The organism is Calorimonas adulescens (assembly GCF_008274215.1).
Lineage (GTDB): Bacteria > Bacillota > Thermoanaerobacteria > Thermoanaerobacterales > UBA4877 > Calorimonas > Calorimonas adulescens.
Genome location: NZ_VTPS01000005.1, coordinates 49177 through 65908, shown reverse-complemented (window position 1 = coordinate 65908; position 16732 = coordinate 49177). Strand labels below are relative to the sequence as shown.

The 16732-nt window shown below is 39.3% G+C and carries 13 protein-coding genes and 1 pseudogene; 10 read left to right on the top strand and 4 right to left on the bottom strand.

Translation table 11 applies throughout. The annotated features are described in order from the left end of the window. Window position 1 precedes the first annotated feature (1 nt). Both manZ and spoIIID read left to right on the top strand, forming a co-directional pair. Window positions 2–1573, top strand: a complete 1572-nt coding sequence (gene manZ / locus FWJ32_RS13685; protein WP_149544804.1) for a PTS mannose transporter subunit IID — start codon at window positions 2–4, stop codon at window positions 1571–1573. Between the two features lie 78 nt (window positions 1574–1651). Then, window positions 1652–1924, top strand: coding sequence for a sporulation transcriptional regulator SpoIIID (gene spoIIID, locus FWJ32_RS04610; RefSeq protein ID WP_149544803.1), 273 nt, complete (start codon window positions 1652–1654; stop codon window positions 1922–1924). A gap of 37 nt (window positions 1925–1961) precedes the next feature. On the opposite strand, the gene FWJ32_RS04605 is transcribed toward spoIIID, so the two are convergent. Beyond that, window positions 1962–2225: a YkuS family protein gene (locus FWJ32_RS04605; protein ID WP_149544802.1), complete on the bottom strand. Its 264-nt coding sequence runs from the start codon at window positions 2223–2225 to the stop codon at window positions 1962–1964. 176 nt (window positions 2226–2401) lie between these two features. On the opposite strand from FWJ32_RS04605, the gene FWJ32_RS04600 reads away from it, so the two are divergent. Next, on the top strand, window positions 2402–3286 hold the full coding sequence (locus FWJ32_RS04600) for a DMT family transporter (protein WP_149544801.1): 885 nt from the start codon (window positions 2402–2404) through the stop codon (window positions 3284–3286). Here FWJ32_RS04600 and FWJ32_RS04595 read toward each other — a convergent pair. Beyond that, entirely contained in the window at window positions 3255–4901 is a 1647-nt protein-coding gene (locus FWJ32_RS04595) for a nucleoside kinase (protein WP_149544800.1), read from the bottom strand. The genes FWJ32_RS04600 and FWJ32_RS04595 overlap by 32 nt on opposite strands. Continuing rightward, a complete protein-coding gene (locus FWJ32_RS04590; protein ID WP_162523501.1) occupies window positions 4870–5265 on the bottom strand; it encodes a DUF4129 domain-containing protein in 396 nt (131 codons plus the stop codon). The genes FWJ32_RS04595 and FWJ32_RS04590 overlap by 32 nt, the downstream gene beginning before the upstream one ends. 77 nt (window positions 5266–5342) lie before the next feature. Here FWJ32_RS04590 and FWJ32_RS04585 point away from each other — a divergent pair. The 5 genes and pseudogenes from FWJ32_RS04585 to FWJ32_RS04570 all read left to right on the top strand — a co-directional run. Then, a pseudogene (locus FWJ32_RS04585) lies at window positions 5343–5429 on the top strand (IS200/IS605 family transposase); the annotation flags it as partial. A gap of 384 nt (window positions 5430–5813) precedes the next feature. Next, window positions 5814–6533 carry a hypothetical protein gene (locus FWJ32_RS04580; RefSeq protein WP_149544798.1) on the top strand — a complete coding sequence of 240 codons (720 nt, stop codon included), beginning with the start codon at window positions 5814–5816 and terminating at the stop codon, window positions 6531–6533. Window positions 6534–7078: 545 nt separating this feature from the next. Further along, window positions 7079–7216 carry a hypothetical protein gene (locus tag FWJ32_RS13285; RefSeq protein ID WP_162523500.1) on the top strand — a complete coding sequence of 46 codons (138 nt, stop codon included), beginning with the start codon at window positions 7079–7081 and terminating at the stop codon, window positions 7214–7216. 56 nt (window positions 7217–7272) lie between these two features. Continuing rightward, window positions 7273–7647 (top strand): hypothetical protein, encoded by a 375-nt coding sequence (locus FWJ32_RS04575; RefSeq protein ID WP_149544797.1) that lies wholly within the window; start codon window positions 7273–7275, stop codon window positions 7645–7647. 175 nt (window positions 7648–7822) lie between these two features. Further along, on the top strand, window positions 7823–8317 hold the full coding sequence (locus tag FWJ32_RS04570) for a hypothetical protein (RefSeq protein ID WP_149544796.1): 495 nt from the start codon (window positions 7823–7825) through the stop codon (window positions 8315–8317). 169 nt (window positions 8318–8486) lie between these two features. On the opposite strand, the gene FWJ32_RS04565 is transcribed toward FWJ32_RS04570, so the two are convergent. Continuing rightward, a complete protein-coding gene (locus FWJ32_RS04565; RefSeq protein ID WP_203227579.1) occupies window positions 8487–9569 on the bottom strand; it encodes a VIT1/CCC1 transporter family protein in 1083 nt (360 codons plus the stop codon). A gap of 249 nt (window positions 9570–9818) precedes the next feature. Here FWJ32_RS04565 and FWJ32_RS13280 point away from each other — a divergent pair, with 249 nt between their 5' ends. Together FWJ32_RS13280 and FWJ32_RS04560 are read left to right on the top strand one after the other, a co-directional pair. Next, window positions 9819–9974: a hypothetical protein gene (locus FWJ32_RS13280; RefSeq protein ID WP_162523499.1), complete on the top strand. Its 156-nt coding sequence runs from the start codon at window positions 9819–9821 to the stop codon at window positions 9972–9974. 398 nt (window positions 9975–10372) lie between these two features. Further along, entirely contained in the window at window positions 10373–16651 is a 6279-nt protein-coding gene (locus tag FWJ32_RS04560) for an S-layer homology domain-containing protein (RefSeq protein WP_149544794.1), read from the top strand. Window positions 16652–16732: the final 81 nt, after the last annotated feature.

The window sequence follows — 16732 nt, the reverse complement described above, 5'->3', positions numbered from 1 at the left end:
CATGCTATTGAGGGCATTATTGATTGGAATTATTGGCGGGGTTACGGGGATGGCCAGTGTGATTGATGAGCTTCAGATTCACAGGCCCCTTATTGCATGTACCCTGGTTGGCCTGGCCATGGGTGATATAAGGACAGGTGTAATAATAGGCAGCACACTTGAGTTTATGGCACTGGGGTGGATGAACATTGGGGCTGCACAGTCACCGGATACAGCCCTGGCCAGTGTGGTAGCCACTGTGCTGGTTATTGGTACAAGTCAGCCCATAGCCACCGGTATAGCCATTGCTGTGCCCGTGGCAGTTGCGGGACAAATGCTCACTTTTTTGGCTAGGTCACTTTCTGTTTATTTTCAGCATCTTGCCGATAGATATGCCGATCAAGCCAATATATCAGGGATTGATTTTGCACATATCTCATCTCTTTCACTTCAGTTTTTGCGTGTGGCCATACCAGCTTTTTTAGTTGCGTTGTATATAGACACCTATGCAGCAGAGTACATCCTGAATATTATTCCTGACTTTATAATAAAGGGGCTTATGGTGGCCAGTGGATTTATTGTGGTTATAGGCTATGCCATGGTACTTAACATGATAAAGGTCAAAAACCTCTGGCCTTATTTTTTCATAGGCTTTCTTTTTGCTGTATTTACAAATTTTACTCTTGCCGGGCTTGGTATACTGGCGGTATGTTTTGCCATACTTCATGTCAGTCTGTTCAACCGTGATAATGTATTTAATGAGGAAACATCGGAGAGCAGAGTGGTTGTTAGAGAGAGAATACTGACCAGAAGAGACCTCATCTCTGTGTTTATAAGATCCAATATTGTACAGGCGTCCTGGAACTATGAGAGGATGCAGGCCCTTGGCTTTTGCTATACCATTGTACCCGTCATCAAAAGGCTGTATAAGGGAGAGGAGGATATAAAGGCAGCCCTCAAGAGGCATCTGGAGTTTTTCAATACCCAGCCCTTTTTTGCCGCCCCAATATTTGGTGTGGTGGCTGCACTGGAGGAAGAAAAGGCGTCGGGTGGCGATGTTGATCCATCCACGATTAACGCCATAAAGGTCGGCATGATGGGCCCTCTCGCCGGTGTGGGCGACTCCATATTCTGGGGTACATTGAGACCGATAACTGCTGCGTTTGGCGCATCTCTGGCATCATCGGGAAGCATTCTGGGTCCTGCAGTTTTTTTTGTAAGTTTTAATGCGGTAAGGCTGCTCACACACTGGTATGGACTTGTCTATGGATACAGGGCAGGGCTTAATATAGTGAAAGATGTCAGCGGTGGAGCCTTAAAAAGCTTGAATCAGGGGGCAACAGTGCTGGGTATGACTATAATGGGTACACTGGTGGCAAGATGGACAAAGATCTCCACACCTGTAGTGCTCACCTTTAGCAGTCAGTCTATCAATCTTCAGCAGGTTTTAGACAGCCTGCTTCCAGGACTGATGCCGTTGGGTCTTACCTTTTTATGTCTTTACCTCCTTGGGAAAAGGATATCCTCTGTCTGGATCCTTGTAATACTCTTTGCCATAGGTATTATAGGGAGCTATCTGGGGATACTGGCATAAATGAGCTGTGTGCCCTGTTCTACCCGGCCGCTTAAAGGCATATAAATATAGCGATGCTGGATAGAAGGGGGCCGATCAATGAAGGATTACATAGAAGAACGGGTTCTGGAGATAGCGAAATACATATTGAAAACCAATGCTACTGTCCGTGAAGCTGCAAAGGTGTTCGGAGTGAGCAAAAGCACGGTACATAAGGATGTGACTGAGAGACTGGAGTCGATAAACCCGTTGATATATGAAGATGTAAAAAAGGTATTGGAAAAAAATAAAGCAGAAAGACACATACGGGGAGGAAGGGCAACACATATAAAATATAAGGCGGAAAGGAAAGATGGGGTCAGTCTACCATGAGGTAGACTATCTTTATTTATAAGGGCATGAGCCGGGCCTATACCCGGCGCTTTAAATCCTCCAGCCTTTTATACACATCCTCTACCGTCAAACCTCTTGCCTGTATCACAGGGGCCTGAGTCCTTATGTCTTCCATGCCCATGGTGTTGCTGTCAAGCCCTGTGGCGACTATAGCGTCATACTGAACATTGGATATAGATTCTGGTGAGTTGTCAGATATATCTATGACCTCATATCCTTTTTGAGAGAGATAATTTTTTACATCGGTCAGTGAGCTCTCTACAGCTACTCGCTTTGCCATGTTTTCACCTCCATGATTTCTACAGTAGATATTATCTCCATTTTAAGTTATACTATGAGCAACATTTAGTTAGAAGCCGGTATGCCGCTGCCATATATAAAAGAATTGTTTTATAATACTGATTGTGATTCTATGATATAATGGTCGCATAGATAAAAAATAATGGGGTAGAGATTATGGAGGATTCAAAAAGGGGTTTGCTGCTGACGCTCATAGGCACTTTCTTTTTTGGGACCAGTGCCATTTTTACACGTCTGGCTGTTGGGATTCCGGCTGCTGAGATTGCGTCCTTAAGGCTTTTTGCCGGTTCATTTTTCATATACATTGCAGCAAGGTTCACCGGGATTCACATGTCGCTAAAGAAAGAGGAGTACACAAAGTTCTTTATCTATGGCCTTATAACGGCTTTTCATTTTTATTTTTACAATCAGTCATTGTTTTATACCACTATAGCCCATTCATTGAGTCTGGTCTATCTGTCTCCAGTGTTTGTGACAATTTTGACTGCTTATATACTTAAAGAAAAGCTGCCGGCATACAAGTACGCCGGCATAGCTGTTACACTGATAGGAATGGTGGTGCTGGCTGGATTTGAGGCTACCATAAACATCAAGATGCTGATGGGAGATTCCATGGCTGTGATTTCTGCTATATGCTATGCTCTATATTCAGTTGCCGGAAGGAGAGAGAGAAATAATTATCCACTCCTGAAATATGTGTTCTGGGTGTATCTTTTTGCAGCCATATTCTTGCTCCCATTCTCTCTCGTGGGCTTTGTGATCCCATTGAGAGCTGTCCACATAGTATCAATAATACTTCTTGGGCTCTTGCCTACGGCCATGGGCCACACGCTGTACAACGCAGGTGTCAGGTATGTGCATCCTACCTATGCCAGCCTTATATCCACCCAGGAGGTGACGTTTGGGGTTATACTTGGGGCACTGGTCTTAAACGAAGTGCCCAGCCCTAATTCAATAGTTGGTATGCTCATCATGTTTGCTGGTCTGGCCATGACCCTTGTTGACCCGCCTAATAAACGTCGAAGCAACTCCCGCCAATAAACTCCCTCAGTATAGAGTTATGAGGTATGAAAGACTCATCATCCATGGGAAGGAAAAAGGACAGTATATTAAGGAGCGTAGAGGCTATAGAATATTCCGGTACTGTGTCGGGCACTGATATGAGCAGTGGTTCTGCATATCTTTTTAATACCGGAAGCTCATATGGCAGTGAGGAGTTGAACATTACGTCGGCCTCCTCCTGGTAAGGAAATATGTTTTTTTCCTCTCCCTTTCTTACCTCATCCCACATCTTAAGTGTCTCCAGGGCTGAGGCACCCCTGAACTTATAATCCCTTACTATTCTGCGTATCAGTCTGCTGTATGTAGTGGGTATCCTGTTGGTCTCATCAATATTTATCTGAGTCAGCGCACTTATATATATCTTAAATTTCATGTTTTTGGGTATGGAAGAGGTCAGTCTTTCGTTTAGTCCATGGATTCCCTCTATAATTATTGGCTGGTTTTCATCGATTCTTATGGGGTCGGTAAACTCTCTTATGCCGGACTTAAATGTAAAGACCGGTAGCCTCACCTCATTCCCCTGTATGAGCGACTTCATGGTCTCGTTAAAGAGGTTAAGGTCGAGGGCCTCAATGGACTCAAAGTCATACTCACCATTTGCATCCCTTGGACATAATTCCCTTGGGAGGTAAAAGTTATCAAGGGATATGGGGAGCGGCCGCAGACCATTAACACGGAGCTGTATGCTGAGCCTTTTGGAAAAGGAAGTCTTTCCAGAGGATGAGGGCCCTGCTATACATATCAGCCTTGTACCTTCGCTATTTCTGGATATCATGTCTGCTATCTCAGCTATCTTTTTTTCATGGAGTGCCTCGGAAATAAGGACGAGGTCTTTGGCCTGGCCTGTTTCAATATCCCTGTTCAAAGATGCTGCATAGCTTATATTAAGTATCCTTCCCCAGTTTTCACTCTCTTTAAATACTGCTGCCAGCTTCGGCAGGTCCCTGAATGGGGGTATTGTATCCGGGCTATCCCCGTGGGGATAGAGGATTAAAAGTCCGGGGAGATAACACCTGAGCTTGAATAGCTTCAAATAACCGGTGGACGGTACGAGTGGGCCGTAAAGACAGTCAGTATAGCCGTCTATAGAGTAAATATCAATAGATTTCTTGCTGGAATATCCTATTATTTCGGCCTTCTCACGGGAACCTTCCTTTGAAAACCGTTCTATTGCCTCATCAACAGGGACGGTCTCTGGAATCAACGGGATATCCTGTTTTACGATTTCAGCCATCCTGGCCTCCAATTTGCTTGCTATTGTCTCCGTTATCCTGACATTGTTTATTTCACAGTACAGACCATTACCAAGGGAGTGCTCTACGGTAAGGGTACCCTCAGGATAAAGGTCCTTGACAGCCTTAGAGAGTACAAAGGCAAGGCTCCTGGCGTATATCCTTTCGCCGTTTTCACCTGAGAGGTCAATAAACCCTATGCTGCAGTCCCTGTCTACCTTTTGATGGAGATTTACAAATCTGTTGTCCAGTGTGGCTGCGAGTACCTTTGTGTATTTGTCCTTTAATACCTCTCTTGCCATATCTATGATTTTTGTACCTGCAGGAAATTCATAATCCCTGTTTTCTATCATCACGTGCATATTTTACATCTCCTTTTGTGTCAGGTGATATTATAAAACTTTTTATGTTGTCGAAAAGGGTCTTGGCATACTTTAGCTCCTCGGCATCCATGGTTTTCTTTTCATATCTCAACTTTTCGTAGCAGTCTGTGAATACAGCTATGTCATCCGCTGTATCGGGCCATCTGTCAGACACCGCTGCCATGATATTCCTCGACGTCATTGACGTTTTTAGCGGAAGGCAGGTACCGTTTAACAGGGTCAGGAGTTCAAAGTAGAGCCTTCTCACGGTGTCTGAAGGCGGGAGGCGGCCAGGCCTCTTTTTGTATATGAATACCCCTGGTTCGGCCAGGGGTTCAGTGAAGCTTTGGCGATGATTCTCCAAAAATAACCTCCAGGTGATAAAATAGATTTGTGGTCTGTCAACTACAAATTAAAAATCACAAGAAGGTTATTATCATTATGAATAATGATATTCATAGTTTATCACATACCAAATGGAATTGTAAATATCACATAGTATTTGCTCCGAAATATAGAAGAAAAGTATTCTGATAAAAATAGAGGAGAAGCATATCGATTTGTATTAAAATTAAGTTTTAAATCATTGATAATAAACGACATTTTTCATTTAATTTTACCTTTGATCTACCGTTCATACCTCGAAATCGAACAGTTGTTCCAAACATGCAGGAAAATAAAAAGTTATGTAGAATAATATAAATATGAAAAGTCAAAAGGAGATGGGTCCAATGGGTATCTATAATTGACTATAATTACATGTATTATTATACAACATAACACAATATTTTAAGGAAAGAGGGATGAAAATTGAGGATTGATCATTAAAACGTAATTTGTCTAAGCATAAGTATGGTCGTAAATCGATAGACCTAGTTTATATAAATTTATTAGAATGAAAAGGGGAAAGACATGTTTAAAAAATATAAAAAACTGTATGGTGTGATTTTTGCAATTGCGTTAATTCTAAGCATAATTTCAGCAAATTTTAATATGGAGGTTTATGCAGCAGATAAAGATTTAGATAAAACATATTCTGTAGATACTATAATCAATACGCCAACTGTTTCTCACGAAAGCAACACGAAGTCAACTAATCCATTTGATTATGCTCCAAATACAGAAGAAAGATATATTGCAAGTATAGCTCAACAAAAAGGAATTACTTTTGAAGAAGCAAAAAAAATTAACGATGAAGAAATATATTCGTTACTAAAAAATAGCCCGATGGTCCAGGATGAAGAAATAAGATATAAAACGATTGATAAAAAAGCAGGAGATATCAATAGCAATAAAAAAGTTTTCAGAGTTAATATTGCAACCGAAGTAAAATATCTTTGGAGCAATGCGTATAACAAACCAATTCAAATTGAAAGCATTGGACAACCCATAATGTATATACCAGGTTTTAGCGTTGCAGAAATAATTGGTGGTGGATTTAATATCGAAAATACTTCTACTTCTGCAAGAATTAGTCAAACCGCTGTTCTTAAATATTCTGTTAGTGCATCACTCGGAATTACCAAAGGACTTGACATCGTAGAGGTTAGCGCCGCAGTTAGCGGTATGGTTTATCTTACCACGAAAGCTAAGACTTATGCAATAAATATTGGTCTAACTGATTTATATTAGCTGTATTTAGCAGTAAGGGTTATTACATAATGGGCACAGAGTTCAATATATAATAACCCTTAGTTATATTTTAAATATTATAGAATGATTTATGATAATTTACAATATATAATGTATTATATATAGAATACTATAATTTGATTTATTATTGACATTTCTCCTTGATATTAAGAAAAGTTTAATCTAATAAGATAAATCTGTTTTAAAAAAATAATTATAACTATGTAAATGATAGTATATGCAAAACCTTAATAATAAACACCGATTAACGTATTTGTGAGTATTTATCATAAGCAGTTTTAGTCACAAAGATAGTTATCGATGAAGGGTTTTAATATCCTGCCAACAAAAGCAGCATAATTAGCCACAGCTTGATGAGGCACCCGATATTATATATATAATACAAGACAGAAGCTTTCTACCTGGTACTCAAACCATAATTGATATAATATGTAAAAATAAGATCAAAGACATACTTAGGGTTTCTGATATGAGGAAGATCAGTAGAAGAAGGCATAGAAGGGTTTGTACATAGAAGTAAGGTTATGGACATAAAAAGGGCAATGCATATTTACACAGATATAAACGAAGAAATTCTTACGGTCACGCTTTTTGGAAAGAGGTTTGCCGCAATAATAGGGGGTAAAGGCATACGCATAAGCAAGATATATAATGTAATATAGATCATAGCATATAAATACTTTTAACACTACCTTAAAAAGGAGGGGGGAATAAGTGAATGAAAAATAAGTTATTAATTCTTTGCGTTGTAATAGCCTTAATTTTGGCAGCATTATATTTTATCTTCGGCTCCGCCATATTTCGGGAGGGCAACCCAATACCTATATTCAGAGGTATCATTAATCTCCTGCTATCCAATAATAATGTAGTACCGATAGATTCAGCAAGGTATATAACAAAAACAGATGGTGGTGCCGATTCAATAATTTCATTTATAGAAAGCAAAGGGTTTAAATATAGAGGTCAATACAATGGTGGCTATGTTTTTCAAAAGCAAAACAATTCTATGACATCTACTATTAGCATCAGTGATACACAATATTCTAAATATTTTACTATATGGAAGACAATCCCTGGGAGTCTTTCTGAGTAAAGCTTTCTACGCTTTTTGTATAGAATTCTCCTTTCAATTTGAGTTCGGTTATATTCACAATATATATACCCAAAATGAGGAGAATCCAGCCATTTCAATATATAAAAATGTAGCATCTATGCGAGTTGTAGTGTTCTGCAACGAGCTAGCAATAGATTTACTTGGGGGGCTTATCATGTCTAATTTATCAATTAAATTAAAAAACTATATATACTTAAAGGATAACAAATTAGCTAAATTATATTTATTGATCTTCTATGTTTTAAATGCAATTTATTTATATTTAGAGGTTTCAAAAAATAAGCTGTTTATATTGTTTAATACATATCCAGAACAGCAAAAATTCTATTTTGAGAAAGCGCACAATATTACAACTCTAACCTCGTTTATGGACAATCTATTAATTATAATTAATGTAATGTATTTGGTATTAAACATTATTAAGTATAGAAACAAAAAATATAAAGGTGTTAATGAATACTTAATTATAAGTTTTATTTCTTTGTTGTCTATTATAATCGTTAGTATTATTCTTCATGTTATATTTTCTACTTATTATTTACTAGAACCAACTTTTTTAGTTGCTGAAATTACGATAGTGGTTCTTATTATCACTTTAATTAAAACAGCATTTAAGTTTTTATTATCGAGAAGTAAACATGAAATATGATAGTTGTATTATCGACGCTTTGAGGCCTATTTATTTCTGCTAATAAATGTGCCATGATGAGCCGTGAGTGGTACAAGGCAATCAGGGATGTGCTTTAGATAGCCTATAGGGAAGGAAGCTGGCATCCGGAGCCACATTATTGTGCTCCTGATGCCAACTGTAACAGATTCTATGCACTTATTCCGAATACACCCTGTACCAAAAGACCGAAGAGGTATGATACTACTGCGGCACCAAGGCCAGATATTACCATCTCTGCAATCTTGCCCTTTATATTGGGGTTTCCAGCGGTCAGAGATACTACTGAGGCCACAATGGCCAGGGCCAGGCCGGCTAAAAGCGCAGATAAAGCCAGGGCAGAGAAGGATGAACCCATCAAGAAGTAGGGCAGCACAGGGAATACAACGCCGATGATGTAGGCCAGGCCGGTAAAGATAGCAGACCTTAGTTCATTCTCATCAGACTCTTCGACCAGTAACCCAATCATTGAATCCTCATTTTCCCCTATCCTTTCGGCAACCTCGTTGCTCATATCTTCGGGCATACCTGACTCAGCCAGTTTATTGATAAGTTCTCGTTTGGCCCTCTCCTTGGATACACTGAAGAGAAGGGACATTTTTTTCTTTATGCCTTCGTTTACCTGTCTTTGAGACCTTACGGATATAAATGTGCCTATGGCCATAGAGAGAGCTCCGGCCAGGCCGACCACAAGCCCGTTTATACCCACGAAAAGAGGATTTGTCGGATATACAGCGGACAACCCTGTCACGGCGCCCAGCAGTTCCACTATACCGTCGTTCATACCCATTATAAAATCCCTTATGTTACCAACAGGTAGAGCATTCTGTACACCCTCAAAAAAATTCTCATGGTCAAGTTCGTCCTCTATTATCTTTTTCAGGTTCTCCCTTTCAGTATCGGACATCTCTACCGAGGTTAAAAATTCGTAATATGTCTCTGTACTGGTGGACTCCGTCATCTCTAAGAAAGAGGTGTAAAGACGTGGCCCAAGTATAGAGCGTAGAAACTTAGACCAGATCAGACTAAATGAACTGACACGCTCGGAAAGGGTATAACCCCTGTCCTTCAAAAATTTATACCAGAACTTCACATGTTCTGCTTCTATCTGGTAGAGCTCATTGAATTTCTTTTTGTTTTCTTCGTCTTTTTCAATCTGCGACAGATAGGAATAGAGCTTTGCAGCATTAAACTCCTCTTTATAAAACCCTAATGCCATTTCAATTTCATTCATGATTTATGACTACACCTCCTTATGACAGTTTTACCATGAATTTGATTCTGCATCAAGCCGATTTAACTTTATTTTAATATAAAGATAACAGTAATTTTACAAATAGGATGTATAATTTAAAACAATCCAGAATATGAATGAATTGGACTATTATATTGGGTTTGTTGGTTGCATATAATCTTTTTATGGGCATAAAGGAGATGGGTAAAAAAAGGAACAATTGGATATATGTGAAGAGGCTGGCAAGCGATGGAACCAATGTCTGATATTGCAGCTGCCTTTTCATTTGTTCGTAAATTTGCTCCAACCTTGGGTTTCTTGTATGTTATCGTGATGTTTATAGCATTTATTATTTTAAAAGTTGCAATAATAGGTTTTATGAAGAGATGTGGGGAAAGATTATAGCAGATAATGTGAAGTATGAAATATATGCCCTGGGACCTATGGTTACCTGTGGGATTTTAGCAGTACCCATTTGATTATAAAACGTTCTAATACTGTCTAATAATTAGAGTATAATAATCATTGATTTTGATGAAAAATAGTTATTAATATCAGATGGATCAGGTAATAAAGTATAGTATATATTTTTTATTTTTTACATAATGAGGGAGGATTTTCAAGGTTTATATAGAATATTAATTGTAAGACATCTGATATTAGATAGGGGGAGATGATAAGTGCAGGCAAGTGCTTTTTAAGCAGGTTTTATGTAATGTTTTACAAATTTTGTAATTCTATCTATTCAAGACAACATAGTAAAACCGGGGGTAATCAGATTCAGTGGGATTGGAGGAATAATGATGTTCATAAGACTGAATAGGAGTAATAGATTCTATGCTTCTTTAATTCTAATATTAGCTATGTTATTTAGCATGATGCCTTTTAACCTCTTTGCTTCAAATAATGTACAGGCAGCAGCCGCTGATCATGTTGTAATAAGTGAAGTTTATGGAGGAGGTGGAATCTCTGAAGTCCCTTATAGGAATGACTTTATAGAGCTTTATAATCCAACTGGAGAGGATGTTTCACTTGATGGCTGGTCTGTTCAGTATGCTTCTGCAACTGGAACTTCGTGGAATGTAACAGTACTTAGCGGCACAATAGCATCACACGGTTATTATCTGGTGCAGGAATCTGGTGGTTCTGCCGGAGATGCACTGCCAACTCCAGATGCTGCTGGCAGCATAAATATGTCGGGCACAAAAGGCAAAGTCGCTCTGGTTAAAAATACGCAACCAATTACAGGTAAATCAGATGAGGATGTTGTTGATTTTGTTGGCTATGGAGGCGCTAATGATTATGAAGGCTCGGGTCCAACCAGTTCCCCATCCAATACAACCAGTGTTCAGCGTAGAGCCAATGATGGTTCAGATCCAACTGCTGATGGAAAAAATAACGGCAACGGATGGGATACGGAAGATAATAAAGCAGATTTTGTTACCGGAGCACCTGAACCGCAAAACAGCCAATCGCCAAAAGAACCATCCGAAGGTCCAAATCCGCCTTCCAATAATAGACCATCTATAGAAAATATAAATTTTACACCGGAGAAACCAGAGCCCAACAGTAATATTTCTATCTTTGCTGACATATCTGATATAGATAGTGATGATACGGTTGAGGCATGGGTATACTATAAAAACGATAGCGCCCAGGAGTTTTCTACTGTAAGCATGGCTGTCTACAATGGTACGACGTATACAGCCGGTTTTACAGTAGGCTCTATCACCTCATCATTCAAAATAGTGGCCTCTGACGGTAAGGATACCACCGAGAGCAGTCTGATAAATGTGCCTATAAACAGAGGCACCATATCAATACTTGAAGCTAAATCGTTACCGGACAATACCGATAATGTCACTGTCGAGGGAATTATAACTGCAAAATTTGGCACAAGTAACGCATATATTCAAGATGATACCTCGGGAGTATTGATTTATGGTGCAAACAGCAGCTTTGACCTGGGTTATAGGCTGAGGGTTACCGGTAAAATGACCACATACAATGGAGAAAGAGAGTTGAGTTTTTCCGGCAATGGTGTTGAAATATTACAACAGGGTGTACAACTACCAACACCCCATGTTATTACATTGGACCAGGTCAAGGATACTAAAATTCAAGGTACATTGGTTGAGGTACAAAATGTAAAGGTGGACAGCATTTCCGGCACTAATTTTTATGTTACAGATTCCAGGGGAGAAAACAGGGTTCAGATATACAATCAACCTAAATTTACATTACCTGATTTTATAGCAGTAGGTAATTATGTAACAGTCTATGGCATACCTGCAATATACAAAGACACATATGAAATAAAAATAAGGGTTCCTGGAGACCTGGCGATTGGTGCACCGCCGGAAGATACAACCCCACCCGTAATAACTCATACCCCTGTTACAGAGGGAGAGGCGGGAACTGATATAACTATAAATGCAGTGATTACCGATGACCTTAATATCCCGACAGCAAAGTTGTATTATCGCGTAAAAGATAGTCAGGATTTCACATCCATAGACATGACAGCAACCGGTACCAATTATACAGCAATAATACCAGGTGAAGTTATAACTACATCAGGTATTGAGTATTATATAGAGGCAAGTGACGGGAAAAACACAGCCAGAAAACCTGAGACCGGGGCATACAGTATAAATATAACAGCGGATACTACAGGACCGTCTATATCTAATATTTTACCTGTTGAGGACAGTGTGATATTTTCAGCCCGTCCTATAATATCAGCAACGGTAACAGACCCTTCGGGTATTGATGAAAGTAGCATAGTGTTCACTCTTGACGAAAATGATATTAAGCCGGACGCAACTTTTAAAAATGGCAATCTAAAATATGAGCCTGAAAGCGACCTTAATATGGGAAAACATACTGTCAGTTTATCCGTAAAGGATTTGAGAGGCAACGAGAGCAGCATTACATGGGAATTCACTATTATGGAGGAGGGAGCTCTCCAGCATTTTGTCGGCACAACCCACAACCATACTGAAATTTCCCATGATGCAAGAGGTAACCCGGAAGATGCGCTTAAGGCTGCAATAGCCCACAACTACGATTGGTTTACTTTTTCAGAACATTCCCATGATATAGATCCTTCATTAAGACCCAATGACAGTGTCAATGCACCTGGCAGCAGCACTCTTTTTGAAAGAAAGGGTGGAAACGACTGGCAATTGGAAAAGCAGCTGTCAAGTGAGTACACCAATAATCCTGAAATAAAAAGTGGAAACTTTGTTGTATTCCCGTCATTTGAAATGACGTCAACTACATGGGGACATTCAAACGTGCTGGGGACAGAGAATTTTATAGATAGAATTCAGGAGGGTGGGGCTTACCAGGACCTTCAAAAGTTTTATGCCTGGGTTTTGACTCATCCGGAAGCCGTGGCACAATTTAACCACCCCGGAATGCCTGAAGGTTCTTTTGGGGGATTTGTACCTTATCAGCCGGATGTAGACAAGCTTTTTTCCATAATGGAGGTAGGCAACGGCTCCGGAGAGTATTCTTATGTCAACACAGATTATATTTACTATAAAGCACTGGACATAGGCTGGCATGTGGCGCCGACATTTGGCGAGGACAATCACGATGCTACGTGGGGTCAGACCCCAAGAAGGACTGTTGTGCTGGCAGACAGATTGACCCCAGATTCACTTCTTGATGCCATGAAGAATATGAGGGTATACATGGTTGAAGACCCCAACCTCAGGTTAGAAGTGACAGCCAATGGTTATCCAATGGGCAGTGAACTTCCGTCCGATGGGAAAATAAATTTTAAAGTAAAGGTCTGGGATGATGTTCAGGAAGATGATTCCTACGACTGGGTTAAGAAGACTAATTTTAAGACAAATGATGAAATTAAGAACATAGAGTTGATTACCAATACCGGTAAGACTATCGAAAGTATTGACCCCGCTGGTACAAGCTATGAAGGAGAGTTCACTATAGATTCTACAGGACATAACTGGTATGTTATAAAGGTAACCCAAGAAGACGGGCAGAGGGCATATTCCGCCCCATTCTGGACACCAGAAGTGCCGGTTGACTTAAAGATGGTGGGATTAGGGACTTCACCTGAACAGTGTATTGTAGATACAGAGGTAACATTATCTGCAGGACTTTCAAACCTGGGTGTAGAAACCATAAACAATATTGAGGTTGCTTTTTACAAAAACTCTGTATCTGATGAAAATTTAATAGGTACTGTAACTGTACCTTCAATATCACCTAAAGGTAATGCTACTGCAACTTTAAAATATACACCTGATGTAGCCGGTTCTATAACTATAATAGCTAAAATACTAAATGCTCCTTCAGGTGATAATGATTCGGATAATCAGGCCAGTGTTGTTTTAAAAGTAAACGAACCTCTTGGAATAACAGTTATGATAGACATGGGTCATAACAATGATTATGCTAATGGCAACCTGACAGAGCTTCAGGATCAACTAAGGCAAGCAGGTTTTACAGTGGTACAGAATACTTCCAAATTCACTGTTGATTCTTTGAATAATATAGATGTTCTTATTATGACTCAGCCAATTGGTTCTGTTAATTACCTTACCAATGAAGAAATGCAATATGTTTCTGACTTTGTTAAAAATGGTGGAGGTTTATTTTACACTGGTAAAGGGAGTAACAACAATGATCCTACAGTAAGCAATCCTTTACTTGATAATATAGGTGCAAATATTCATATTAACTTCGACGACATATACGAAAATGATTCATCAAGGCAATATCAAGGAGACAAATCTCCATGGGCGGTTCTGATACAGAACTTCCCGAGAGAGGATAATGAGATAAATATGTGCGTTGACCGTGTCCAGAATCTAAGGTATTTCAGTGGAGCTTCTCTGGTGGATAGAAACAATCAAGAGTTAACAAACGATGATGGCGTTACAATCTTGGCTTATGCAAACCCGACAAGCTATCAGACTGACCAGGTAGGATATACCAGTGATACCACATACAAATATAGCGATCCTTCAAAAATGCCAATATTGGCCGTGCAGGAAATAGGAAATGGCCGCATTGCAGTTACGGGTAGAGGTTTCTTCTCAAATTATGAATATGGTTCTGGCAGTGACAATGAGCTGCTTACACTAAACCTGCTTAACTGGCTGGCTAAGAATGATATTACACTTACACCTATTGGCGATTTTCGTAATAAGCCTGAAGGAACTTATGGTGTGGTCAGAGGAGTTGTTACAAGTGGTGCTGGAGTATTCTTTGATGCCTTTTATCTACAGGATGAGACAGGTGGAATAATGGCATTTAATGAAGTGCCTGAAAATGCTGAACTTGAACCAGGGGATATTGTAAGGGTATACGGTAGAAGGACAGTATTTGAAAACAATGACGAACTGACATTTGATAAATATAATGTTGATGTTATTAAGGTTGGCCATACAGATCCTCTACTGCCGAAAGAGATTAAGACGGGAGACGCATCTAAACCTGAAAACCAGGGTAAACTTATAAAGACCTCAGGATATTTGAAACAATGGTACAACGATACATCATTCTATATTGATGATGGCAGTGGCCAGGCTCTGGTCTTTGTGGACGGATATATCATAAATCAAAGTGGACCATTACCGGAATTAAAGGTGGGTGACTATTTAACAGCTGTTGGATTCCCTAGTGGATTCAGTGGTGGTCAGAGAATTAGGGTCAGAGATACAAGAGAAATTACAATATCTGCACCAACTACAGTACCGGTAACAGGTGTAACCTTAGACAAAGAGACCTTAGATCTGAAGGTTGGAGAGACATATAAGCTTATAGCCACAGTAGAGCCTGAGAATGCAACAGATAAGAGAGTGACCTGGTCATCAAGCAATGGAGCTGTAGCAACAGTTGGTGAGGACGGTACAGTAACAGCAGTATCAGAAGGCACAGCAACAATAACTGTTACCACTGTAGATGGTGATAAGACAGATAGTTGCATAGTTACAATCACACATACATCAAGTGGTGGTGGGAAAAATAGGGACAGAGGCAATGACAATGATCATAATACACCAATCGCAGATATTGTTGATTCTAGCGTTAGTATTTCTACAGGTAATGAAGTAAATATAAACCTGAGAGATATAATGAATATTAATAATGACACACTATCAATAAAAGGAGAAAATGTTGATATTGAACTTCCTTTAGATGAACTTAAGAACATGGATGAATTTGCAATTCTCCATGTAAAAGTAAGCTCTCAACCGCTTAAAGAAGCTGAAATTAAGGAAGACCTTAAAGGTTATAAAGCTGCTTCGGATGTATATGATATCAACCTGGAGGTCGTAAATAATAATGAGAGCAGCAAAGTCAATTTTAATAATCATCCGGTTACGGTGAAAATAAGATATAATGGCAGTGGTGCAAACAGGGATCTACTTGGAGTATATTATATAGATGATGCGGGTAAGTTCGTGTATATTGGTGGTAAAGTGGTTGATGAGGACAGTATTATTTTCAAAACAACCCACTTTAGCAAATACGTGGTTATGGAATACGATAAAACATTTGCCGATACTGTAAATCATTGGGCACAAAATGATATAAAAATAATGGCAGCTAGACACATAGCTATGGGCATAGATGAGGCTAATTTTGCTCCAGACCGGAGTATCACACGAGCTCAGTTTGCATCATTATTGGTCAGGACTTTAAAATTGGACGACGATTCTACACAAGCACGTTTTGAGGATGTATCCAGTAACGCATGGTATTACAGTGATATAAGCGCAGCATATAAAGCGGGTATAATAACAGGTATAGACGATAAACACTTTATGCCGAACAAAAACATCACTAGAGAAGAAATGGCGTTAATGATATTTAGGGCATATAAATATGCAACAGGCAAGCAACTTGAAAAGGCTTTGGCAGAGTTTAATGATAAGGATAAGATCAGTGCATGGGCTTTGGAGGCAGTAAATAATGTCTATAATTTAGGTATAGTCAATGGTCTACCGCAGAATATGTTTGGTCCAGATCAAATTGCTACCAGAGCACAGGCGGTTACTATGTTAAAGAGATTGATGGAGGTTGCTGATATATATTAATAAATATTAGCATATAAAATACTAACTTAACACCTTAATATATTTCTGAACACATCTATAGTAAAGCATAATATTTGCATA